Annotated in this window: 18 protein-coding genes and 2 pseudogenes; 9 read left to right on the top strand and 11 right to left on the bottom strand. The window is 70.1% G+C overall.

Going from position 1 to position 21,640, the window contains the following annotated elements; translation table 11 throughout:
* Positions 1-60 precede the first annotated feature (60 nt).
* Positions 61-540, top strand: coding sequence for a hypothetical protein (locus ACIBKY_RS32575; protein ID WP_397102625.1), 480 nt, complete (start codon positions 61-63; stop codon positions 538-540).
* Positions 541-622: 82 nt separating this feature from the next.
* On the opposite strand, the pseudogene ACIBKY_RS32570 reads toward ACIBKY_RS32575, so the two are convergent.
* A pseudogene (locus ACIBKY_RS32570) lies at positions 623-769 on the bottom strand (LuxR C-terminal-related transcriptional regulator); the annotation flags it as partial.
* Positions 770-922: 153 nt separating this feature from the next.
* Here ACIBKY_RS32570 and ACIBKY_RS32565 point away from each other — a divergent pair.
* A complete protein-coding gene (locus ACIBKY_RS32565) occupies positions 923-1,291 on the top strand; it encodes a PASTA domain-containing protein (RefSeq protein WP_397102623.1) in 369 nt (122 codons plus the stop codon).
* Positions 1,292-1,482: 191 nt separating this feature from the next.
* On the opposite strand, the gene ACIBKY_RS32560 is transcribed toward ACIBKY_RS32565, so the two are convergent.
* Positions 1,483-2,304, bottom strand: a complete 822-nt coding sequence (locus ACIBKY_RS32560; protein WP_397102621.1) for a hypothetical protein — start codon at positions 2,302-2,304, stop codon at positions 1,483-1,485.
* 650 nt (positions 2,305-2,954) lie between these two features.
* On the opposite strand from ACIBKY_RS32560, the gene ACIBKY_RS32555 reads away from it, so the two are divergent.
* Positions 2,955-3,602 carry an alpha/beta hydrolase gene (locus ACIBKY_RS32555; protein WP_397102619.1) on the top strand — a complete coding sequence of 216 codons (648 nt, stop codon included), beginning with the start codon at positions 2,955-2,957 and terminating at the stop codon, positions 3,600-3,602.
* A 142-nt stretch (positions 3,603-3,744) separates the two neighbouring features.
* On the opposite strand, the gene ACIBKY_RS32550 is transcribed toward ACIBKY_RS32555, so the two are convergent.
* The 6 genes from ACIBKY_RS32550 to ACIBKY_RS32525 form a co-directional block, all read right to left on the bottom strand.
* Positions 3,745-5,553: an ABC transporter ATP-binding protein gene (locus ACIBKY_RS32550; RefSeq protein WP_397102617.1), complete on the bottom strand. Its 1,809-nt coding sequence runs from the start codon at positions 5,551-5,553 to the stop codon at positions 3,745-3,747.
* Positions 5,554-7,284, bottom strand: a complete 1,731-nt coding sequence (locus ACIBKY_RS32545) for an ABC transporter ATP-binding protein (RefSeq protein ID WP_397102615.1) — start codon at positions 7,282-7,284, stop codon at positions 5,554-5,556. It abuts the gene before it with no gap.
* Between the two features lie 148 nt (positions 7,285-7,432).
* Positions 7,433-7,846 (bottom strand): nuclear transport factor 2 family protein, encoded by a 414-nt coding sequence (locus ACIBKY_RS32540; RefSeq protein WP_397102613.1) that lies wholly within the window; start codon positions 7,844-7,846, stop codon positions 7,433-7,435.
* A gap of 77 nt (positions 7,847-7,923) precedes the next feature.
* Positions 7,924-10,188 (bottom strand): ATP-binding protein, encoded by a 2,265-nt coding sequence (locus ACIBKY_RS32535; protein ID WP_397102611.1) that lies wholly within the window; start codon positions 10,186-10,188, stop codon positions 7,924-7,926.
* Between the two features lie 551 nt (positions 10,189-10,739).
* On the bottom strand, positions 10,740-11,933 hold the full coding sequence (locus tag ACIBKY_RS32530) for an FAD-dependent monooxygenase (RefSeq protein ID WP_397102609.1): 1,194 nt from the start codon (positions 11,931-11,933) through the stop codon (positions 10,740-10,742).
* A 138-nt stretch (positions 11,934-12,071) separates the two neighbouring features.
* A complete protein-coding gene (locus ACIBKY_RS32525; RefSeq protein ID WP_397102607.1) occupies positions 12,072-12,977 on the bottom strand; it encodes a LysR family transcriptional regulator in 906 nt (301 codons plus the stop codon).
* 72 nt (positions 12,978-13,049) lie between these two features.
* On the opposite strand from ACIBKY_RS32525, the gene ACIBKY_RS32520 reads away from it, so the two are divergent.
* Together ACIBKY_RS32520 and ACIBKY_RS32515 are read left to right on the top strand one after the other, a co-directional pair.
* On the top strand, positions 13,050-14,108 hold the full coding sequence (locus tag ACIBKY_RS32520; protein ID WP_397102605.1) for a threonine aldolase family protein: 1,059 nt from the start codon (positions 13,050-13,052) through the stop codon (positions 14,106-14,108).
* A 179-nt stretch (positions 14,109-14,287) separates the two neighbouring features.
* Positions 14,288-14,765: pseudogene (locus ACIBKY_RS32515) on the top strand (GNAT family N-acetyltransferase); the annotation flags it as partial.
* A 23-nt stretch (positions 14,766-14,788) separates the two neighbouring features.
* On the opposite strand, the gene ACIBKY_RS32510 reads toward ACIBKY_RS32515, so the two are convergent.
* Positions 14,789-15,469: a TetR/AcrR family transcriptional regulator gene (locus ACIBKY_RS32510; protein ID WP_397102603.1), complete on the bottom strand. Its 681-nt coding sequence runs from the start codon at positions 15,467-15,469 to the stop codon at positions 14,789-14,791.
* A gap of 135 nt (positions 15,470-15,604) precedes the next feature.
* Between ACIBKY_RS32510 and ACIBKY_RS32505 the strand changes: the two genes are divergently transcribed.
* Positions 15,605-16,429 (top strand): MBL fold metallo-hydrolase, encoded by an 825-nt coding sequence (locus ACIBKY_RS32505; protein ID WP_397102601.1) that lies wholly within the window; start codon positions 15,605-15,607, stop codon positions 16,427-16,429.
* A 105-nt stretch (positions 16,430-16,534) separates the two neighbouring features.
* Here the strand turns inward: ACIBKY_RS32505 and ACIBKY_RS32500 are convergent, their stop codons facing one another.
* Positions 16,535-16,768, bottom strand: coding sequence for a DUF4235 domain-containing protein (locus ACIBKY_RS32500; protein ID WP_397102599.1), 234 nt, complete (start codon positions 16,766-16,768; stop codon positions 16,535-16,537).
* Positions 16,769-17,112: 344 nt separating this feature from the next.
* On the opposite strand from ACIBKY_RS32500, the gene ACIBKY_RS32495 reads away from it, so the two are divergent.
* From ACIBKY_RS32495 to ACIBKY_RS32485, 3 genes are all read left to right on the top strand, one after another.
* The gene (locus ACIBKY_RS32495) at positions 17,113-17,400 is read left to right on the top strand and encodes a hypothetical protein (protein ID WP_397102597.1); all 288 of its coding nucleotides are present in this window, start codon (positions 17,113-17,115) and stop codon (positions 17,398-17,400) included.
* Positions 17,397-17,672: a hypothetical protein gene (locus ACIBKY_RS32490; protein ID WP_397102595.1), complete on the top strand. Its 276-nt coding sequence runs from the start codon at positions 17,397-17,399 to the stop codon at positions 17,670-17,672. Before ACIBKY_RS32495 ends, ACIBKY_RS32490 begins: the two co-directional genes overlap by 4 nt.
* A gap of 440 nt (positions 17,673-18,112) precedes the next feature.
* On the top strand, positions 18,113-20,731 hold the full coding sequence (locus ACIBKY_RS32485; RefSeq protein WP_397102594.1) for an AAA family ATPase: 2,619 nt from the start codon (positions 18,113-18,115) through the stop codon (positions 20,729-20,731).
* Positions 20,732-20,734: 3 nt separating this feature from the next.
* On the opposite strand, the gene ACIBKY_RS32480 is transcribed toward ACIBKY_RS32485, so the two are convergent.
* Positions 20,735-21,631 carry an aminoglycoside phosphotransferase family protein gene (locus ACIBKY_RS32480; protein ID WP_397102592.1) on the bottom strand — a complete coding sequence of 299 codons (897 nt, stop codon included), beginning with the start codon at positions 21,629-21,631 and terminating at the stop codon, positions 20,735-20,737.
* Positions 21,632-21,640 lie beyond the last annotated feature (9 nt).

Genomic DNA, 21,640 nt, shown 5'->3' with positions numbered 1-21,640 from the left:
ATCGCTCGACGCGCAACATTTTCCGGCGTCGCGCAGTCAAAGCAGAACATGATGAAGACGATGACTGCGGCCTCGCTGCTTGCCGGTTCCCTGCTGATCTCCGGTGCCACCGTGGCGCACGCCCAGACAAGGCCGACGCTGGGCCCCTACGGATACGGCAGCGTCAAGCTCGGCATGACACTCAAGCAGGCCAAGACGACGGGCGCCGTCGTCAACAAGTTGCCGGGCAACGGCGGCTGCTCCGGCTGGGACCTGAAGAGCTTCCCGACCCCCAAGGACTCGGTGGGCATCTACATCTCGCCGAAGGTGGGACTGGCCGCCATCTTCGCCGCCAAGGGCATGAGGACCCCGGAAGGCATCAGGATCGGCTCCACCACCAAGCAGGTGAAGGCGGCCTACCCACGCGCCAAGAAGGACGCCCATGGCTTCTACGTGACCGCGGTGCCCGGCAACAAGAAGGCGTACTACAGCTTCACCCTCACGCGCGGCAAGGTCACCGAGTACGGCATCGCGCTCAACAAGCAGGACTGTTTCAACTAGGAGCTGCTTCCGGATCAGGTTCGGAGCCAGATGAACACCCTGGCCAGGGTGAGGGTGCCGAGCACCGGCGTGGCCGCCCTGGCTAGGCGTCGTCGACGGAGAGCAATCCCCGCCGGAAGGCGACCGCCACGGCGGCGGCCCGGTCGTTGACTCCGAGCTTGGCGTAGATGTGCAGCACATGGCTCTTGACCGTCGCCTCGCTGATGAACAGCCGCGCGGCCGTCCGCCGGCGCGGGATCACATGTACGTGGCAGTGGCCGGCCGGTGCGGCGCCCAGCGCCACCGCGGTGATCAGGGCCGAGACGAACCGCCTGCTCATGGCACAGCGAGGAACGTAATGGAACGCCCCAAGGGTGATGAAACCTCCCCGAAGGGACACCTGATGAGAACACTCCGCTGGGTGAGCGCCGTGGCCGCCACCGCCTGCCTGGGTACCGCCCTGCTCACCGGCAGCGCCACCGCTCAGAGCACTGCCGCGTCCCCGGTCTGCGTCACCAACCACGGCGTACGATTCTGCGAGATGCCGGACATCGTCGGCCTCGGCATCGGCCAGGCCCGCTCCACGCTGGCCGCCTTCGGCTTCTCCTTCGGGATCCAGCGCTCCACGATCGACCACGTCTGCAACAACATCGGCCTGATCGCCCGGCAGAGCCCGCGCACGTCCGTCGGCTCCAACCCGCTGGTCCTCTACCCGGCCGGCACCGCGGTCGACGTCTGGATCTGGCAGCGCCCGCCCCACCCCTGCCCCTGAACGTCGCCACCCGCCGGCCGGTGCGAGAGGCGCTCGGCACGCCGACATCGCCGCCAGCTCGCCGACGACCAGGCGTTGCGCTGCCCATCTGATCTCCGGCGCGCGTCAACCACCCATGAGCGCGTCCAGCGCGACACCGGCACCGTCCTACACGCGATCGACCCCACCTGAGCTGTCCTGGTGCCGGCTGGTCAGCGCCCGGAAGCGGAGAAGAGCGTCGCGTAGAACGGGTGGGCGCGGAACTGGCGGGGCTGGTGCCTGGACTCCGCTTCCGCCTCGTGGGTCCCGTTCCTGGTCGTCAGGCGGACGGTCGCGAAGTAGTCAGGGTGGATGCCGTCGTCGCTGAGGGTCCGGGTGAAGCGTACGTTCAGCCGGTCGCCCCGTTCGACGGGAATGGGCTGGGCGAAGATCGGCAGGTAGACGGGATTCCAGCCCAGGTCCTGCGCCAGGGCGTCGATGGGCTCGTCGTCGGCGTGTCCCCACAAGCGGATCCACAACAGGAGCCCGTCGATGCGTCCTTGGCGCTCCACGAGCACCTCGGCCGTCTCCTCCGCGCTCGCGTCGAGTTCGGTGCCGAAGTCGAGTGTCTCCACGGGCGCCGACTCGGTGAGCAGATCCTCCGGACGGACTCCGCGCAGGGCCATCCGTATGTCGCAGGGGCGGCCGATCACGTCCAGGGTCCGCTCCACGTAATGCAGGGCGATGGGGTCGAGGGCCGGTGCGGGCATCAGGTCGCGCATGCATATCGCACCGGCCAGGGTGACGCAGCGCGCAGGGATGATCATGCCGGAGTCCTTCAGGTGCCGGTGGCGTGCGTCGCTGATCACAGCGGCCGCCCCCTCCGAACCACCGATGCAACCGATGACCTCCGCGACACAGACGTCGACCCGATCCCGGAGGTCGATGTCAGTCGACCAGCCCTCCACGAGTTCGATGCGGTCGCCGGCCCCCAGCCTGGTGAGCTTCCTCCGGACCTTCAGCGCCGTGTCTTCCTGGCCTTCGATCGCGACCACCCGCCTGGCGCCACTTTGGAGGGCCTGGCGAGCCCAGAGAAGGTCACGCCCAGTGCCAAGATCCAGTACGGAGCATCCTGGCGCCAGCCGGTTGAGAGCCTTTCGAAAGGGCTCATTTCCCTTCTCGTCATTTGTCATGAAGTGATAGAGGACATCGTCGTAGACCGGATATTCCCCCATCGAGGGAATCAGGCTCAGGCGACCACGTTTCCCACGGTTGACGAGGACGGACGTCCCCGGATGTGACGCCAGTGGGGCGTAGCGGGGTCGCATTCTGATACCGGCAAGTTTGGCAAGCATGCCGGAAACTCCGGCACCTCGGACAGCGGCGCGCAGGATTCTCGCCGTCGCACGGATCACCTGGTCCTCCTTGGGGGATGACACTGTGCCGTTCCGGGGAAGAGATTTACCGAACCACTTATCCGCTCAACACGAGTGTTCGTCAGATAAATAACGAACGCGTCTCATTGTGCGGCAGACCAGCGCACCCGCTGACCACTCCGTGGGCAGAGCGGCCACGGCGGCGTATACCGGGTCCCGCCGGGGCACGGCGAGGATGCCTCTTCGATGGCGGCGGTGAGTACCATCTCCGGCGGCAGGCCTGTGGGTGGTCGGCAGGTCGAAGGAGCTCTCAAGGATCGGGATTCGGCATGCGTAACCACGAGGTCGTCACCGAGACGTTCGATTACGACGGTGGCCGGCACGTCACGGTGTACATCCCGCCGGATCCGCCCGAGGCGGTCGTGTTCGCCGGTGACGGTCAGCTGATCTCGCAGTGGGGCGGAGTCCTTGAGGCGGCCGACGTGCCGTCCACGATGATCGTCGGTGTCCACCGCCCGGCCGATGAGACGCTGCGGCTCCACGAGTACTCACCGGGCTTTGACCAGGAGCGGTTCGCGGCACACGAGCAGTTCTTCGTTGAGGACGTCCGCCGGTGGACGCGGTCGCGATTCGGAGTCGTGCTCCCCGCCGAACGCAGCGCGGTGTTCGGCGTGTCGGCGGGTGGCGAGCTGGCGCTGGCGATGGGGCTTCGGCATCCGGACGTCTACGGTGCGGTCCTCTGCGCCTCGCCGGGCGCGGGTTTCCGGCCGCCCGGCGTGATGCCGAGTTCGGTACCGCGCGCGTACCTCGTCGCCGGCACGCTGGAGCCGTTCTTCCTCGAGAACGCGACCCGGTGGGCGGTCGCGCTGCGCGATGCGGGCGGGGACGTGGTCATGACGGAGCGGGCCGGGCCGCACGGCGGCGCGTTCTGGCGTGAGGAGTTCCCGCTGATGGTGGCATGGGCGTTCGGCCCGTGAGCGGCGCGGCCTCGCACCCGCTCGTCCCGGCGTGCGCCTGCCGCCTCGGCCGGGGCGATGACCCGCCCGTAGGGCGCCGATCATGCGGCTCGGCGGTGCTCGCTGTTCCGTGGCGCCGCCGGCCCGAGCATGCTCTGGCCGGCTAGTTGACGGTGACGAAGCCGGTGCCGGGGCGGTAGTTGGGCGACTGGTGCCTGAAGTAGGTGTTGTACACCTCGCAGTAGCGCCCGCCCCTGGCCAGCAGCGTGGAGTGATCGCCCTGCTCCACGATCCGGCCGTGGTCGAGCACGATGATCCTGTCCACGTGCTCGATCGTCGACAACCGGTGCGCGATCACGATGGAGGTACGGCCGGCCAGCACGGTGTCGAGCCCGTCCTGGATCTGCGCCTCGGTCAGCGGGTCGACGCTGGCTGTCGCTTCGTCCAGGACGACGATCGCGGGGTTCTGGATGAGGAGCCTGGCCAGGGCCACGAGCTGGCGCTGGCCCATGGACAGGGATCTGCCGTGCTCGCCGACGTCGGTGGCCAGGCCGTCAGGTAGCGCCTCGATCCAGTCGCCGCCTCCCACGCCGATGGCCGCCTCCAGCACCTCATCGTCCGTCGCCTCCGGGCGCGGATAGCGGATGTTGTCGGCGACCGTACCGCTGAACAGGAACGGCAGCTGCGGCACCGCGCCAATCTGCCGGCGGTACGCGGGGAGGTCGAGGGTCCTGATGTCGCGGCCGTCGATGAGGAGGGTGCCGCCCTGGAACTCGTAGAAGCGGGTGATGAGCTTACTCAGCGTGGACTTGCCCGCCCCCGTGTGGCCGACCAGCGCCACGGTCTGCCCAGCCTCGATCGTGAGGTTGAAGTCCCGAAGGACGGGGACCTCGGCGGAGTAGCCGAAGCTCACGTCATTGAACTCGATCCGCCCCGCCAGCCTGCCGACCGGCAGCGCGCCGGTCTGCACCACTCGCGCGGGCGCGTCGATCAGCGCGAACACCCGCTCGGCCGCTGTCAGACCCTGCTGGAACTGCGACCAGAAGGCGGCGATCGAGGTCAGCGGGAACCAGAAGAACGCGATGGCCTGAAGGAACAGATACCAGTCACCGGCCGACAACCCACCGTCCACCACCGACCTGCCGCCGACCAGGACCAGTCCCACCTCCGCCAGTCCGGCGATGAGGAACAGCAGCGGAAAGATGCTGCCGAAGACGAAGCCCTGCCGCAGATTCACCGCGTAGCTCTGCTCGTTGATCGGGCGGAACTCGTCGTAGACCCGCTGCTCCTGGCGGAAGTTCTTGGCGACGGCGATCCCGCCCATGGTCTCGTTGAGGTTGGCGTTGACCCGGCTCATCGAGCGCTGCGCCCGGCGCGTGGTGGTGCGCGCGATCCGCCGGAACTGCAGCGCGCACAGGATCACGATCGGCGCGATGACCAGCGTCAGCAGGGCGAGCGGAACGCTCCGCGTGAACAGCAGCCCGGTGACGAAGCCGACGACGAGCACCTGGCTGAGCAGGTCCATGCTGAGACCGACCACGTTGGCGAAGTCGTCGGTGTCGGAGGTGACCCGGCTGACGATCCGCCCGGACGGGTTCTCGTCGTAGAACGACATGTCCCGCTCCAGGACCGCGTCGAAGGCGTCCTCGCGCAGGCTGAGCACCACGTCGCCGGTGGCCTTGGCGTTGAACCACTGCCGGACGAAGCTGAACGCCCAGCCGAGGGCGCCCGCGAGCAGAATGCCTCCGGCCAGTGCCCAGATGTCGCCGCCCGCGACGATCTTGTCAATGCCCGAACTGATCATCAGGGGTACGGCCGCCTGTGCCGCGGAGCCGAGCACGACCATCAGGGCGACCAGGAGCATCGCCCATCGCTTGGGCCAGAAATAGCGGAGAATGCGGCGGAGCAGGGCGCGGTCGCTGTAGGCGCGGTCGTAGTCTTCGGCCTCCAGGCCGTCCATCAGGAAACCCATCTAGACGGGCACCTCCACCTCGCCGTAGTGGGAGAAGATCCGGCGATAGAGCGGGCTACGGCCGAGCAGCTCGTCGTGGGTGCCGAAGTCGACCGCCTCGCCGCGCCGGAGCAGCAGGACCTTGTCGGCCCAGCGGATCTGGGCGAGCCGGTGTGTGATCAGCAGCGTGGTCCGGCCGGACTGGATGCGTTCGATCGCCTGCTGGATCAGGTCTTCGGTGCCGGAGTCGATGGCGCTGGTCGAGTCGTCGAGAATCAGGATGGCCGGGTCGGTGAGCAGGGCTCGGGCGATGGCCAGGCGCTGGCGCTGGCCGCCGGACAGCGTGACGCCGCGCTCGCCGATCACGGTGTCGTAGCCCTCGTCGAGCTCGGCGATGAACTCCGCGGCCTGCGCGTCGGCCGCCGCGGCTTCGATGGCCTCGCGGCCGGCCTGCTGGCCCAGGCCGAAGGCGATGTTCTCGGCCACCGGACGGGAGAACAGCACGATGTCCTGCTCGATGGTGGAGATCTGGGAGCGCAGCGAGTCGAGGTTCCAGTCGCGCACGTCCACGCCGTCGATCTGGATCTTCCCGGAGTCGACGTCGAAGGTCCTGGAGACGAGCTTGGTCAGCGTGCTCTTGCCCGAGCCGGTTTCGCCGACGATGGCCACCGTTTCGCCGCGCCGTACCGTGAAGGACAGGTTTTTCAGGACCTGTGCGCCCTCATAACCGAACGAGACGTTCTCGAACACGACCTCGCCGCGCATCGGAGCCGTGTGGCCGTCCGCGTGCTGGTCGAGCTCCGTGTCGGCGTTCATGATCTCCAGGATGCGGCGCGCCCCGACCAAGCCCAGCTGGACCAGTGAGAACGTGAACGTCGACACGTTCGTCGGGAAGTGCAGCAGGCCCATCAGGCCCATGAACGCGATCAGCTGGCCGAGGGTGAGGTCACCTGTGGAGTGCAGGTGGACGCCGTGCCACAGGGCCCCCGCCATGGCCACGGCGAGCAGCAGGGTCGGCAGGTAGCGGGCGCGGACCAGGCCCTCGCGGACGAACAGGTCGCGGTAGCCGCGGGCGTTGCGCCGGAACTTGATCCGCTCGCCGCTTTCCTGCGCGGTCACCTTGATGACCTCCATGCCGCGCACGGCCTCGTTCAGCCCGGCGTTCAGGGTGCCGAACTGCTCGCGCATCCCGGTCGCGACCGGGTTGAGCTGCCGCATGTAGTGCCACAGCGCGAGGCCGAAGGCGACCATGAAGATCGCGGGCACGAGCAGCAGCCGCGGGTCGATGAACGCTATGAACACCAGCGGGATGACGGCCTGGGCGCCGGAGTCGACGATCATGTCGAGGCCGGGCGCGACCAGCATGCGCAGTTGCCTGATGTCGTTGGCCGCGCGGGCCATCAGGTCGCCGACGCGCTGGCGGTTGTGGAAGGTCTGGCTCTTGCCGAGCAGGCTCACGTACAGCTCGTCGCGGGTGTCGCGGTTGAGCCGGTTGGCGAGCAGCTCGCTGCTCAGGCGCGCGCAGAAGTCGAGCAGGCCGCGCAGCGCGACGACGCCGAGCAGCACCAGGGCGATCGGGAGCACGTCCTGCCGGGCGAGTACGGCGTCGAAGGCGTCACCGACCAGGCCGGGGATGGCCGCGTTGAGCACCACCATCGCGACCGCCCCGAGCACGGAGCCGGTCAGGTAAAGCGGCTGGCGGCGCAGGTGCGACCAGATCCAGCGGGCCGGACCCCGTCGATCATGACTCACGCCGGGGACCGTGAACTCCGCCCGTATTGTCACGATCTTCCTTTCGCCGAGCACGCCGGCGACCGTTGTATCAAATTCGACCGACAGTTCGGTATCGGTTATCCGGGCGCCCAGCGCACGTGGCCGGCCCTCGGATGGCCGGGCGCGTTCACGCCGTCTCAGGGAGTGGAGTCAACGCGGCGAGCATGGCCGGAACGTCGACGTAGACCTGGTAGGACGTGATCAGGCCGTCCCGGAGTTGCCAGACGTGCACTTCCGGTACGCGAAACGGCGTGCCGTGAGCGATCACCGTGCCGTGGCTGTGGCCGAACTGCACGACGTGATCGCCTGCGTCGTACAGGGCCTCGATGTCGAGGGCGGGGCCGACGTGGCTGAGAAGCGTGCCGAGGAAGGCGAGGAAGCCGTCGGGCCCCTGGCGTCGTCCGCCCCACGGCAGCAGGTCACTCTGCCGCATCACGAACTCGGGGTGGATGGCGGCGCGGATGGTCTCCAGGTCCCGGCCGGCGAAGGCCGCGTACAGGCCCTGCACGATCTTCAGGTTGGCGGTGCCTTCGTACGACATGGTGTCGGTCCTTCGGTTGGGCTGCTCGGATGAGAACCAGCGTCGGCCGTCGCGAAGGCGAGCACCACGGACACCGCTCACACACTCGCCACTGTGTGGGCGTCACGTGACCCGGTCGCCAGTTCGACGACCTGGGCCACGCTGAGCAACCGGCCACGGCGGCGAAGTCGAGTACAGCGGTCAACCCCCAGCGCGGACATGACGTCCGCCTGGCAGCGATCGCTCAGTTCCTGCCACACATGGAAAACCTGGGCGCCCACCTCGTGGGCGAGCTCGTCGACGGCGCCATAGAGCAGGGCCGCCCGGGTGTGGTCGCCCTGGAGCGCGGCGGCGTCCGCGAGATGGGTGAGCTGGTGAGCCATGCCCCAGGTGTCCTGCAGTTCGCCGAAGATGCGTACCGAGCGATCGAGCAGCTTCGCCGCCCGCGCGTGGTCGCCGAGGACGGCGGCGACCCGGCCCTGGATACCCAGCGCGACGGCGATCGGCCACTGCGCGCCACGGGCCTCGATGTCCGGCAGCTGCGCGGCCAGCAATGCGTCGGCCTCCGTCATGGAACCGCCGGCTATGGCGACGTGCGCGTAACCGATCGCCACGCACGACAGCGCGTGAACGTCGCTGTGCCCGTCCAGTGCCGCGGAGGCTGACGCGAGCAGTTCCGCGGCCGGCTCCGGCCGGCCCCGATATACCTCGGCATGCGCCCAGGACAACAAGATCCACGCCAGTTCGGCGTCCGCGGCGGCGTCGCGGGCCGAGCCGGCGGCGGCCTCGAACCACCTGGCGGCCTCGTCGTGGTGCCCGCGCGGAAGAAGCGACCACCCGGCGATGTACTGCAGCCTGGCACGGACCGCCGGCTCCGTCCCCGGGCCAAGGGCCGTGCGTGCCCAGTGCAGCGGATCGCGCAGGTGACCGCGGACCACCCAGTACAGCCATGATCCGGCGCAGGCGGCGGCGACCTCGGACAGCGCGCCGCCGGCGAGCAGGTGCCGCATGGCGGCGCGCAGGTTCTCGTGGTCGGATGCGAGCTCGTCCAGGGCCTCGGCCGTCCTGGGGTCCCACAGGAGAGGTGCGATGGTGGTCATGCGGTCGCAGAAGTACCTGGCGTGCCGCTCGCGTAGCCTGTCCGCCTCGCCCGGGGCGGACAGGTGCTCAAGGACGACGGCCCGGATCGTCTCCAGCATCCGGAACCGGGGCTCGCCGCTCGCCGTGTCCCGCACGATCAGGCTGTTGTCCAGCAACGTGGCGTGCAGGTCGAGTGCCTCGGTCTCCGAGAGCTCGCCGACGGCCATCGCCGCGGGCAGCGTCCAGCCTCCGGAGAATCCGGCGAGGTGACGCAGCAGTGTGCGCGCCGCCTCGTCGAGGAGGTCGTAGCTCCAGCGCACGGTGTCGCGCAGCGTCCGCTGGTGTGCGGGTACGTCCCGCGGGCCGCCGGCCGTACCGAGGACCAGAGCGTCGAGGTGCGCGAGAAGCCGCACCGGCGTGAGCAGCCGCGTCCGGGCCGCCACCAGCTCGATGGCCAGCGGGAGGTGGTCCAGACGCGCGCACAGCTCGGCCACGACGCTCCGGTCGCCGTCGTCGAGGGGGTGACCGCTCGCCTGGGCCGCCCGCGCGGCGAACAGGGCACCGCTCTCCCCCGCCGTGAGGAGAGGAACGGGATGCACGTGCTCGCCGTGAATGCGCAGCGGTGCGCGGCTGGTCACCAGGACCACGATCGCGGTAGCCGCGATCATCAGCGCCGCCGCCTCCCCCGCCGCGTCCGGCACGTGCTCGGCGTTGTCGAGGACGAGAAGCGCGCGTCTGGCGCGCAGGTGACCGGCGAGCACCTCCCGCACGTCGCGGGGACCGAGCTCCCGCAGGCCGACCGCGTGCGCGATCGCGGGCAGCACATCCGAGCCCTCCTGGAGAGCGGCGAGCGGAACGAAGATCACCCCGTCGGCGAACCGCGCCTCGATCCGCTCCGACACCGCGAGCGCGAGCCGCGTCTTGCCGACCCCGCCAGGGCCGGTCAGCGTCACCACGCGTTCCGTCGACAGCCTGCGCAGCACGAGGTCGATCTGCGGCTCGCGACCGAGGATGGGAGACGCGGCAGCCGGAAGCCGCGGCCGGAACACCGGCGCGGAGAGAGCTCCCTCCCACGCCGCCCGCTCGACGGCAGTGATCCCGAGCGCGGCCGCGAGCGCGTCCCTGGTGTGGCGGTAGGGCCGTGACCGGACGCCGCGCTCCAGCGCGCTCACCGCGTTCGTGCTGATCCCGGCGCGTTCCGCCAGTTGCTCCTGCGTGAGACCCGCACGTTCGCGCAGACGCCGGAGCATTGGTCCGAACGGCTCCGCGCTGTCGGCATCCATGACGCCCACGGTATCTCCGGGCGACATGACGTTCCGGGGCGCGTGCGTAAAAGTGCGTATTCGAGCACGGCGACGGTACGGCAGGCTGGCGACGGAGCCTGACCTGCGACTCTTGGAGCGGACATGCACATCCGGCACACGATCACCGGCCTGGCACTGACGCTGACGGCATCCACGGCGGCACCTGCCGCCGCGCTCGCACCCTCCCCCATGGGACAAGCAGTGATCATGGCGGACGGCTGCAACCACAGCACCTGTATCGAAGCGGGACCCAACAGCGCGAGGACCGGCATGGTCAAGGCATCATGGCGGTGGAATCGCTGCTGGCCTCGGTCCCATTTCCACTTCCGGGGCCCCGGCTTCGACTTCAACACCCGTGAACTGCGGAACTGCACAGGCAGGCCACCCACGGAAACTCGCTGGTTCGGGCCGTTCAAGCGAGGAAAATACTGCGTGGAAGGATGGTTCAGGGACGGATTCGGCGCCTGGCACTCCATAGGACTGCCTTGCGTCACCATTTAGCAGCCCTGGCGATGCCGTCGTCGGGTGGGTCATGCGTGATCAGATGACCGGCTCTCTTCCTTGGGTGGTCGGATGACCTTCGAGGCGAGCCATTCGGCGGCCTGGTCCATCTGGTAGTACAGCCGCGGCGGGACGAGTGGGAGCACCGGCGAGTGCCGCTGGCCGAGCAGGGCGCACATCTGCGACGGCGGCAGGCTGATGTAGCGCGAGAGGTTCTCGTACCACCGGGCGCTGTAGTGGGCCGCTCTCTGGGTGAACCGGATCGAGGACATGCGTTCCCGCTCGTATCGGGCGAGCGCGGACTGGAGTTGGGTCTCGCTGTGGAGCGCTTGGACCAGGAAGGCGGCGTCGCCCAGGGCGAGGGCGGTGCCCGCGCCGATGGAGTAGTGCGTGGTGTGCGCGGCGTCTCCGAGCAGGACGAGGTTGTCGCGGTACCACGTCCGGTTGGTCAGGGTACGGAAGTTCAGCCAGTGCGCCTTGCCGTCGGGGCCGGACCGGCCGATCAGCGGGTGCCCTTCCAGGAGGTTGGTGAAGAGCTTCTCCAGGATGGCCAGGCTGTGGGCCTCGTTCGCCCGGTCGAGCCCGAGTCCCTTCCAGGTCGCGGGGGCGCACTCGATGACGCAGGTGCTGTGCTCATTGCCGAATCCGTAGCCGTAGCACCAGATCCAGCCGTGTTCGGTGTCCACGAAGGCGAAGGTGAAGGCGTCGAAGATCTTGGTGGTGCCGAGCCATATGTACAGGTTGCGGCCGACGGCGACCTTGGTGCCGAAGTGGTCGGCGTGGCGCTCGCGCAGCGCGCTGGTGACTCCGTCGCAGCCGGCGACGAGGTCGGCGTCGGCGAGGTCGTCCTCGCCGGTGATCTCGCGCTCGTACTCGATCCGCACGCCGAGGGATCGGGCCCGCTCGGCGAGGATGGCGAGCAGTTCGCGGCGGCCGATGCCGTAGCCCTCGTCGCTCTGCTCCAGCTCCACTGTCGTGCGGTCGTGGACGTGCACGACCCAGTTGTCCCAGCGGACGGAGTTCGCGCTGATGGTGCTCGCGGACTCGGGGTCGGCGCGGTGGAGACTGTTGAGTAGTTCGTCCCAGTACGTTACGCCCCAGCCGTACGTCGAGCCGGCCGGGTTGCGTTCGTAGATGGTGATCTCATGGGACGGGTCCGCCCGCTTCATCAGGATCGAGAAGTACAGACTGGCGGGTCCGCCACCGACGCAGGCGACCTTCACAGCAGCTCCCAATGTAACTCAAGGTAGTCGATATGCGACAAAGAGTAATCAGAGGGTGTACGGCGGAGCGATCCCATCCAGCTGAGGTACCGGTCACGAAACGACCAAAAGGCTTCAGCGTTCGTGGCCGAGCGGCTGTCACGGTGTCGGGGTGCCCGCCTGAAGAGCCGTGAGGGCGACGGCGATGGAGGGCCGCCGGGCGGTGCCGTTGCGGACGGCGGCGAAGACGCGGCGGCGTGCCGCCGGGTTGTGGAGCGGCCTGATCGTGGCGCCGGCGAGGTTGCAGGACAGCGCGAGTTCGGGGACGAGCGCGACGCCGAGCCCGGCGGCCACGAGCGCGAAGACCGAGGGGTGGGTGTAGGCGTGTGAGCCCAGGACGGGTTCGAATCCCGCTCCGGCGCACAGCCGTTGTAGCTCGTCGAGGCAGGTCAGCCCGTCGGGTGGGGCGATCCAGCGCTCATCGGCCAGTTCGGCCAGATCGAGGTCCGTCCGGGCGGCGAGCGGATGACCGGGCGGCAGGGCGAGGTGGAGCGCCTCGGTGCGCAGTTCGACGCGGTGCAGGGCGGGGTCGGCTCGGCGCGGTACGAGGTCGTATTCGTGGGCGACCGCCAGGTCGAGGTCGCCGGCTCGGAGACGGGCGAGGCTCTGTTCCGGTTCGAGTTCGTCCAGCCGCACCCGGACCGCGGGAAACGAGGTGAGCAGTTGCCTCAGGCCGGTGGCGACGAGGGTGGCGGCGGCGGTCGGGAAGGCGCCGATGCGCAGGGTGCCGCCGTAGCCGCCCTCCATCGCGGCCAGATCGGCGGCGGCGGCTTCGAGCTGGCTGAGGATCGTCTCGGTATGGGCGACGAGGGTGAGCGCGGCTTCGGTCAGGGTGACGTGGCGTCCGTTGCGCTCCAGCAGCTGGGCGCCGGCCTCCCGTTCGAGCGCCGCCAGTTGCTGGGAGACGGCCGGCGGTGTCAGGTGCAGGGCGCGGGCCGCGGCGGCGATGGTGCCGTGCCGGGCGAGCTCACGGAGCACACGAAGGCGGCGCACCTCCAAAGTCATAAAGCTCAGCTTACGGTCGAGCGAAGAAAGAGCAACTTGTGCTTTCGTTAAACCGCTCCAGAGACTGTTGCCATGATTGATCTGCGCAGCGACACCGTGACCAGGCCCACCGCCGGAATGCGCGCGGCGATCGCCGCCGCGCAGGTGGGTGACGAGCAGCGAGGCGAGGACCCGACCGTCAACCGGCTGCTCGAACGGGTGTGCGCGCTGCTGGGCAAGCAGGCCGCGCTCTTCCTGCCCGGCGGCACCATGTGCAACCACATCGCCATCGCGGCGCACACCAGGCCAGGCGACGCGATCCTGGCACACCGCGACGCGCACATCCTGCGCGCGGAAAGCGCCGGCGCCGTGATGCTGGCCCGGGTACAGACCGAGGCGCTCGACGGCGACCGGGGCCGCTTCACGGCGGAGCAGGTACGGCGCGCCGCCACTACCGGGTCGCTGTACGAGCCGGCCACGCGGCTGCTGTGCGTGGAGCAGACCCACAACTTCGCCGGTGGGGCGGTCTGGCCGCTGAACGAGCTGGCCGAGGTATGCGCCGCCGCGCACGAGCACGGCCTGGCCGTGCACATGGACGGTGCCCGCCTGCTCAACGCCGTCGCCGCCACCGGCGTGCCCGCCCATGAGTTCGCCGCGCACGTCGATTCGGTATGGATCTGCTTCACCAAAGGGCTGGGCGCGCCCATCGGCGCGGTGCTGGCAGGCCGCGAACGCTTCATCTCCGCGTCCCGCCGCCTCAAGCACATCTGCGGCGGAGCGCTGCGCCAGGCCGGGATCGCGGCGGCCGGCTGCCTGTACGCGCTCGACCACCACGTCCGGCGGCTCGCCGACGACCACGTGCTGGCCCGCCGGTTCGCCGAGGGCCTGCGCAAGATGGAGCCGGTACGCCTGCACACCCCGCGACCCGACAGCAACATGGTCTTCTTCGAGCTGAACGGCTGGGCCCACGACGCCTTCCTGGACAAGCTCGCAAGCCGCCAGATCCTCCTCGGGCCGGTCGGCGACCGGCTGCGCGCGGTCACCCACCTCGACGTCGGCGCCGATGACGTCGACCGAGCCCTCCAAGCGATCGAGGACATCCTGAACGGCCCGCCAGATCCGCCCGGCGGCGTTCGAGCCGGAGCCGCCTGATCCGCGCGGCCACGCTCTCCTCCCGGCCGTTTGAAGCTCTGTGCAGGAATTTCGCGACATCTGCGCACGGACCTTCCCTGCGCCGATCACGCGCCGATATCCATGACCGGCCACGTCAAAGCAGTCGGCTCACGACTCTCCCGTCACCGTTTCCGCATCCCCGCGAAAGGCCGACACCCATGTCATCCGCCTGGACCACCCGCTCCGAGGCCCCGCAGGACATTCCCGCGATCCGCGAAGTCGCCCTCGGCGCCTTCCCCACCGCGCTGGAAGCCGACCTGGTCGAAGCCCTGCGCCGCGACCCGGCGTGGTCACCCGGCCTGTCCATCGTCGCGCGGACCACCGACGGAACCATCGCCGGATACGCACTGCTCACCCGCTGCCACGTCGGCGCCACCCCAGCCCTGGCATTGGGCCATGCGCCGTGGCACCGCCGTTCCAGAAGCAGGGAGCCGGCTCGGCGGCCATCCTCGCGGCACGCGGCAACGGCGCGAATCTCATCCTCGTTCCCGGGCATCCCGAGCACTACCCGCGCTTCGGTTTCACCCCCGAATCCGCCCGTCCCTCGAGGTCCCCGACGAGGCGATGATGGCGCTCGTCTTCGACGACACGCTCCCCGTGACCACCGGCACCATCGTCTACCCGGCCTCGGATGGCGAATCCCCGCGACGCGCGAGGGGTCAGCGGGTGCGTTGGGTGATGAGGACTTCGAGGCCGTCGAGGAGGCGTTGGAGGCCGAATTCGCGGCTCTGGTCGGGGGTGGGGTTTCCGGCGGAGGCGATGGCGGCGTTCAGGGCGGGGAAGCGGTCGGTGAAGGTGGGGTTGAGCTGGTGCCGGCCGTGCCAGGGTTGGGTGCCTGCGGAGGTTGTTGACTGGGTGTTGCGGACGTGGCCGCTGAGCAGGAGGACCGCGTCCATTTGCTCGCTTCCGGTCAGGCCGGTATCGGTCAGGGCGGCGACCGCGGTCTCGGTCCAGCCGGTTTCTTGGGGGCCCATGATGCGTTCGCCGGTGGTGGCGGCGGGTAGCCAGGGGTGGCGGTCCCAGGTGGCCCATAGCCGGTGGGCCCAGTGGTGGAGCTTGCCGCGCCAGCCGCCGGGGATGGCGTCCAGGCCGGGTGGCTGTCCAACGGCTTGTTCGATCATGACGGCGATCAGTTCGGCTCTGGCGCTGACGTAGCGATACAGCGCCATCTTGGTGAAGCCGAGTTCGCCGGCGACGCGCTGCATGGACAGCGCGGCGAGCCCCTCGGCGTCGGCGATTCTGATCGCGGCGGTGGCGATGTCTTCGAGGGTGAACGCGGGTTTGGGTCCCCGGTTCGGTGGTTGTCGCACCCCCCAGAGCAGCTCGATGGTGCTGTCCACGTGCGGCCCTCCAGAAACGCTTGTTACCGGCCTCGATCTGTGTCTAGCATACACAGCATCCCCCGGACACTGTTTGTGGAGTGTCCCTGCCACACACATCCGCCCCACCACCCGGAACGCGAGAAGGGCGAGCCCATGCTGAAACAGGCCGCGCAGGATGTGCTGGTCCACCAGAGCGCGTTGCTCCAGAACAACACCGTGGTCGTACGCGGCCGCACCGGCGTGTTGCTCGTCGACCCCGGGATCACCGGCGCCGAAATGGCCTGCCTGGCCGACGACCTGTCCGACCTGAGCCAGCCCGTGGTGGCAGGCTTCGCCACCCACCCGGACTGGGATCACGTGCTCTGGCACCCCCACCTCGGCCAAGCGCCCCGCTACGGTACGGCCCGCTGCGCCGCCTTCCTGCACAACCAGCTGTCACAGGCGGACTGGAAGACCCGGACCGCCGAAGGACTGCCGCCGGAAATCGCCGACGACATACCCCTGGACCTCTACGGCCTCATCACCGCCCTGCCCGCCCGGACGACACAGATCCCCTGGCACGGCCCGGACGTCCAGATCATCGAGCACCCGGCCCATGCCCCCGGCCACGCGGCACTGTTCGTCAAGGAAGCCGGCGTCCTCATCGCCGGCGACATGCTCTCCGATCTCTTCATCCCCATGCTCGACGACTTCAACGGCACCCAGGACCCGATCGAGGACTACCTGGTAGGGCTACAACTACTGGAAGAACTGGCCGACGACACCCACGTCCTCATCCCCGGCCACGGATCCATCGGCGGCCCCGGCCAGACACGCGCCCGCATCAACCAAGATCGGGCCTACCTCCACGCCCTGCGCGACGGCCGCGAACCCAGCGACCCAAGGATCGGCCCATCAGTCCAACCCGGCTGGGAATGGGTCAACGACATCCACGCAGGACAAGCCCAGAGAATCCGGCGCGACGCGACACCCGGCTAGCGAGATTCGCCCTCTGGGGCCCCGCTCCGGGTCGCGGCCGATGCCGCCGACGGTCGCGGCCAGATTGTCCTGGACGCCCGTCGGATCGGCCTCGCGGTGTGAGGTTCAGTCGTCCCGTGCCGCCGCTCGCTCGATGGCCGCCCTCACCACGCCGAAGATCGCTCCCTGCAGCGCGGCGGCCACCAGCACCTCCCCCCAGCCGTAGCGGGTCGAGTCCGCCTCGGGCGGTTCGTCCTTTCCGGAGGCGAGCTTCCACGCGTGCTTGAACACCGTGCCGGCGATCAGACCGCCGAGCACACCGCCGGCGATCCTGACCGGCTTCGCGATGACCTGTTTCATGAGGGTCTCGCTTACCCAGCCAGATCAGGCCCAGTCGGCCCGGCCGTACCGGATTTCCCTCGCGACGAAATACCGGGCAGGGCGGATCAGCACCGGCCGGGCCCGGCCGACCAGGCATTGCGCACGATCAGCCCTCACCCATTCGGCCTTGGCGGGCGGCGACGTGCGGACGGAAGTCGAGCGGAGGGTCGCCAGCCCAGACCTTGGCGAAATGCGGAGATGTGAAGAAATGAGAGGTTAGCGGGGAAATATCCACGCCTACCGGTGACGCATGCCTCTGGGCGGCGCGAGGCGGCCTTCCTAGCGTGTGGGGCGAAACCGCAGCATACCTAGGAGGCAACACCGTGCCACTCATCCGGCGCGCCGCCGTCGCCGCCCTGGCCGCGGCGGCCCTCACCGCCTCGCCGCTCCTCGCCGGAACCGCCCACGCCGCGGGCACCCACACCTGCTTCAGCGGCACGTTCACGAACGACGGCCACATATCGGCCAACCCCTGCGACGGCTGGGGCGGCGCCGACGTCATCGTCGTGCTCCGGTTCGGCCGGGACGCGGGCACCTACCGCTGCCACACCGCATTCTCCTGGAACGGCTTCCTCGGAGCCGACGGCTGCCGACCGGAGGCGACGCCATGAAGACGCTGATCGCGGCCCTCGCCGCCGCCACCATCTCGGCGGGAGCGCCCACACCGCCGCCCGCCGAACGCGCCTACGTGTGCGACCGGGGCATCTACTACTTCAACCCCCTGGCCAGCACCATGAACATCTTGGCGAGCGGATGCACCGGCCCGTCGGGAACCGGGCCCGCCACCATCACCCTGCTGTCCGGAGTGATGTCCCCACCGGCGACCTTCTCCTGCCGGATGGCCGCGATGCTCGACGGGCAGGTGATCGGCAGCGGCTGCTGAGCCGTATCAGGGCGCCGCCGTGGGCACGCGCCCCACCACGCCGGCAGGGCTCGGTTTCCTCCCCGCGCTCCTGGTCCCCCATCCCGTGACCGCGGTCGCCGGCCTGATGGCGGTGGGGCTCGGATTCTCGCCCGTCATCCCGGCGGCGCTCCGGGCGAGCTCCAAGATCCCGGGAATCGCGCCGGGACCCGCCCTGGCCACGGTCTCCGGCCTCACGTGGGGCGCCATGATGTGCGGGCCGCCGCTGGCCGGCGGGCCGGCCGCGGTGTCCGGCGGCGGCGGCGCGCTGGGTCTCGTGGTCGCGTTCGCGGTCGTGGTCATCATCTGTTTCGCGTACGCGCTGCGCCTCGGCGCGGTCGAGATCGCCGCGTGGCCCACAGGACCGTTGACTGCCTGTCATCCGCGATGCCCGGGACGGCGAATAGTCCCGGGAGGTGCTCATGCGGGGATGGCCGTTCGTCGGACGGGACGAAGAACTGGAAACGATCCGGTCGTGCTTCGACCGGGAGGAGGCGATCGGCGTCGTCATCTCGGGCGAGGCCGGCATCGGCAAGACCCGGCTGGCACGGGAGGTCCTCGGGAGGCTGGAGTCGCGGGGATGCCACGTCGAATGGGTGGCGGCGACCGGAGCGCTGGCGTCGATCCCGTTCGGCGCGGTGGCCAACCTGCTGCCGAACGGCTGGCTGCCCGGTGAGCAGGGGGTGTCGGTCCTGGCGGCGACGGCCACGCGCCTGCGCCGGTACGGCGAGACCCGGCGGGTGATCATCGGCGTGGACGACGCCCACCTGCTCGACGCCGGATCGGCGGCCCTGATCGGCTATCTCGCCGCGCACCGGCTGGCGTTCGTGGTGATGACGTGCCGTTCCGGGGAGGGCAACGAGACGATCACCACGTTGTGGAAGGACGGCATGGCGCCCTGGCTCGAACTGCCCGCCATGCCGCCGTCCGCCGTGGACCACCTGGTCGACCACACCCTCTCGGCCGACGTGGACGGCGTGACCAGGGTCAGGCTGCACACCATGGCCGCGGGCAATCCCCTGGCGCTGCGCGAGCTGCTGTCGACCGCCATCGCCGACCGGGCCCTGCGCCCGCGGCACGGGGTGTGGCACTTCACCGGCGACTACCACCCCACGGGAGCCATGCGCCGCCTGCTCGCCCACCGGCTGCTTCCCATGGCGCCCCGGATCCGCCTGGTGCTGGAACTGCTGGCGTGCGGTGAGCCGCTCCCCCTGCCTCTGCTGGCCCAGCTCGCGGAGCCGGCGGCGATCGATGAGGCGCACACGCACGGGCTGACCGTCTTCGAGCGCGAGGGCAAGCGCACGCAGGTACGGCTCACGCACCCGCTCTACGGCGAGGTAGTGCGCGCCGGCCTGCCCGCCGGCCGGGCCCGCCAGCTCTGGTGGCGGCTGGCGCACGCCCTGCTGGAGTCCCCGCTGCGCCGCCGGGACGACCTGCTGCGGGCCGCGATCTGGCAGGTCGAGGGCGGAGCGGTGGTGCGCGCGGACGTCGTGCGGCGCGGGGCCCGCCAGGCCATCGACCGCGCCGACCTCGCGCTCGCCGAACGGCTCGCGCGGGCGGCCCGGGACGCCGAGCCGTCCGTGGAGGCCGACGCCCTGCTCGCCGAGGTATTGGAATACCGGGGCCGCAGCGCCGAGGCGGCGGCGGTCCTGCCGGAGGAGCCGCCGTCCGGCGATGACGAGCTGCTCCGGTGGGCACTGGTCCGGGCCGAGACCACGTACTGGGGTGACGGCGACGCCGTGGCCGCCGAGCGGGTGCTGGACCATCTGACCGACCGGCCGGGAGAGGATCTGGCACTGGGGATCCGCTCGTGGATCCTGCTGCACGACGGGCGCTGCGGCGCCGTACTGGAGATCGCGGAACGGCTGCTCGCGACGGACAGGGCGAGCGCGCAGGCGGTCATCTGGGCCACCGCGGCCGCCACGGCGGCCGCGGGCTTTCTCGGGCGCGCCCCCGTGGTCACCGGCTACTACGAGCGTGGCCTATCCGTGGGTACGGCGCGCCGGGCCGAGCTGCCGTGGGGCGTGGTCGAACTCGACATCGCCCGCTGCCTGGCGTCCCTGGCGATGGGCGAGGCGCACGAGGCGTGGAAGGTCGCCGACGAGGGGTACCGCCAGGTGTTGTCCGGCGACAGCCCGCTCATGTCGGTCGGCTACATCGGCTTCCGCGGCCTGGTGGAATGCGGCCAGGGCAAGCCGGTCAGCGCCGGCCGGTCGCTGCGCGAGGCGATCACCTGCCTGGAGGGCAAGGACACGCTGCGGCTCACCCGCACGTTCATGGCGGGGCTGGCCACCGCGTGTGCCGTGGGCGGTGAAGCGGCCGACGCGCGTACCTGGATGGAACGCGCCGACCTGGCCGCCAACGACGCCAACCGGGTGTACGCCCCCTGGATGACGCTGGGCAACGCCTGGACCCTGGCCGCCGAGGACCGCCTGACCGACGCCGCGATCGTCGCGCGCTACGCCGCCGATCAGGCCCTCGGCCTGGGACTTCCCACCGTCGAGGCGCTCGCGCGCTACGACGTGGTACGGCTCGGCGGCGACGGCCAGTGCCGCCGGCTGGAAGAGCTGGACGCGGCGCTGCGCACCCCGATGAGCCACGCCCTGGCCACCTCGGCCCGCGGGCTGCGGAAGGGGGACGGCGAAATGCTCTCCTCGGCCGTGGACGCCTTCGACCGGCTGGGCCAGCACCTGCTCGCCGCCGAGGTCGCGACGTGCACGGCCAGGATCCACCGGGAGTCCGGACTGGCCAGCAAGGCGGCGCTGGCGCGCGAGCGGGCCGCGGGCCTGCGCGCCCGCTGCGAGGGCGCCGTCACGCCGTTGCTCAACCACGAGCAGATCCTGCGGGTGCTCAGCCGCCGCGAACGCGAGGTCGCCCTGCTGGCCGTGCGCCTCAGCAGCCGGGCCATCGCGGCGCAGCTGGGCCTGTCGGTGGCGACCGTCAACAACACCTTGGCCCGCGCCTACACCAAGCTCGGCATCTCCGGCCGGGCCCAGCTCGCCGCCCTGCTGGCGATCTCCCCGGCGGAGGAGCCGGCATGACGGTCACACGCCCTTCAGAACCCGATCGAGTGCCTCCCGGCCTTTGGGTCCCCAGTGCGGCTTGCCGCCGGGAAGGCCCCGATCTCCGTTCTGCCCCATGAGCATCAGGAAGAGGCTCTTCATCGCGGCCAGCCCGCGGGCGCGCCGGATCGCCGCCTCGTCCGCACGCGCGTAGGTCTCGAAGAACCGTGCGGCCGTGCCCGCGGGTAGCAGCACCCATGCGGCGGCGAGGTCCCACGCCGGATCGCCGGCGAACAAGTCACCGAAGTCGACGATGCCCGAGAGCGTTCCGTCCGAGACGACGACGTTCGCGGGATGGAGGTCGCCGTGCACCCACACCGGCGGGCCCTCCCACGCGCCGGCCGCGACGGCGTCGGCCCAGACGTCCCGGACGTCGGCGACGTCGCCGGGGTCAACGGCCCGGAGGAAGTGCTCGAAGCCGCCCGTGCAGTCCTTGGGATGGGCACCGCGGTCCGTGGCGATCATCGCCGCCTCGGCGGGCGCCTCCACGTGGAGCGCCCGGAGGAAGGTCGCCAGTGTGTCGGCCGCGTGCGCGCCGCGGCTGATCGAGCCGTGGTCCAGCGGCTCGCCGGGAACCCACGTCATCACGGTCCAGTGTTTGGGGAAGCGCTCTGACGGTTCGCCGGACCGCACCGGGGCCGGCACCGGGAGCGGCAGGCGCGGGGCCAGCACGGGTAGCCACCGCCGCTCCTTGAGCTGAAGCTCAGGGGTGGGGTCCATGCGCTGCATCCGCACGGCCAGCTTGTCCCCGAGGCGCCACATCTGGTTTCCCCAGCCGCCCGCCACCTCACGGATGGCCAGCCCCGCGAGGTCCGGATGTTGCTCCCGCAGCAGGTCGCGGACCAGGTCCGCGGTGATCTCAATCTCGGTGCCGGTCATGCCAAGCCA

Source organism: Nonomuraea sp. NPDC050394 (genome assembly GCF_044459065.1).
Taxonomy (GTDB): Bacteria; Actinomycetota; Actinomycetes; order Streptosporangiales; family Streptosporangiaceae; genus Nonomuraea.
Note: the sequence above shows the minus strand (reverse complement) of the source record. Positions and strands in the feature narration are given on the sequence as shown.

Excerpts from the sequence above, each read along its gene's own strand:
- ACIBKY_RS32550 (WP_397102617.1), bottom strand. The coding sequence starts at position 5,553 with ATGGGTTTCCTGATGGACGGCCTGGAGGCCGAAGACTACGACCGCGCC.
- ACIBKY_RS32490 (WP_397102595.1), top strand. The coding sequence starts at position 17,397 with ATGAAGACGCTGATCGCGGCCCTCGCCGCCGCCACCATCTCGGCGGGA.
- ACIBKY_RS32500 (WP_397102599.1), bottom strand. The coding sequence starts at position 16,768 with ATGAAACAGGTCATCGCGAAGCCGGTCAGGATCGCCGGCGGTGTGCTC.
- ACIBKY_RS32485 (WP_397102594.1), top strand. The coding sequence starts at position 18,113 with ATGCGGGGATGGCCGTTCGTCGGACGGGACGAAGAACTGGAAACGATC.
- ACIBKY_RS32555 (WP_397102619.1), top strand. The coding sequence starts at position 2,955 with ATGCGTAACCACGAGGTCGTCACCGAGACGTTCGATTACGACGGTGGC.
- ACIBKY_RS32535 (WP_397102611.1), bottom strand. The coding sequence starts at position 10,188 with ATGGATGCCGACAGCGCGGAGCCGTTCGGACCAATGCTCCGGCGTCTG.
- ACIBKY_RS32565 (WP_397102623.1), top strand. The coding sequence starts at position 923 with ATGAGAACACTCCGCTGGGTGAGCGCCGTGGCCGCCACCGCCTGCCTG.
- ACIBKY_RS32540 (WP_397102613.1), bottom strand. The coding sequence starts at position 7,846 with ATGTCGTACGAAGGCACCGCCAACCTGAAGATCGTGCAGGGCCTGTAC.
- ACIBKY_RS32505 (WP_397102601.1), top strand. The coding sequence starts at position 15,605 with ATGCTGAAACAGGCCGCGCAGGATGTGCTGGTCCACCAGAGCGCGTTG.
- ACIBKY_RS32520 (WP_397102605.1), top strand. The coding sequence starts at position 13,050 with ATGATTGATCTGCGCAGCGACACCGTGACCAGGCCCACCGCCGGAATG.
- ACIBKY_RS32480 (WP_397102592.1), bottom strand. The coding sequence starts at position 21,631 with ATGACCGGCACCGAGATTGAGATCACCGCGGACCTGGTCCGCGACCTG.
- ACIBKY_RS32575 (WP_397102625.1), top strand. The coding sequence starts at position 61 with ATGACTGCGGCCTCGCTGCTTGCCGGTTCCCTGCTGATCTCCGGTGCC.
- ACIBKY_RS32525 (WP_397102607.1), bottom strand. The coding sequence starts at position 12,977 with ATGACTTTGGAGGTGCGCCGCCTTCGTGTGCTCCGTGAGCTCGCCCGG.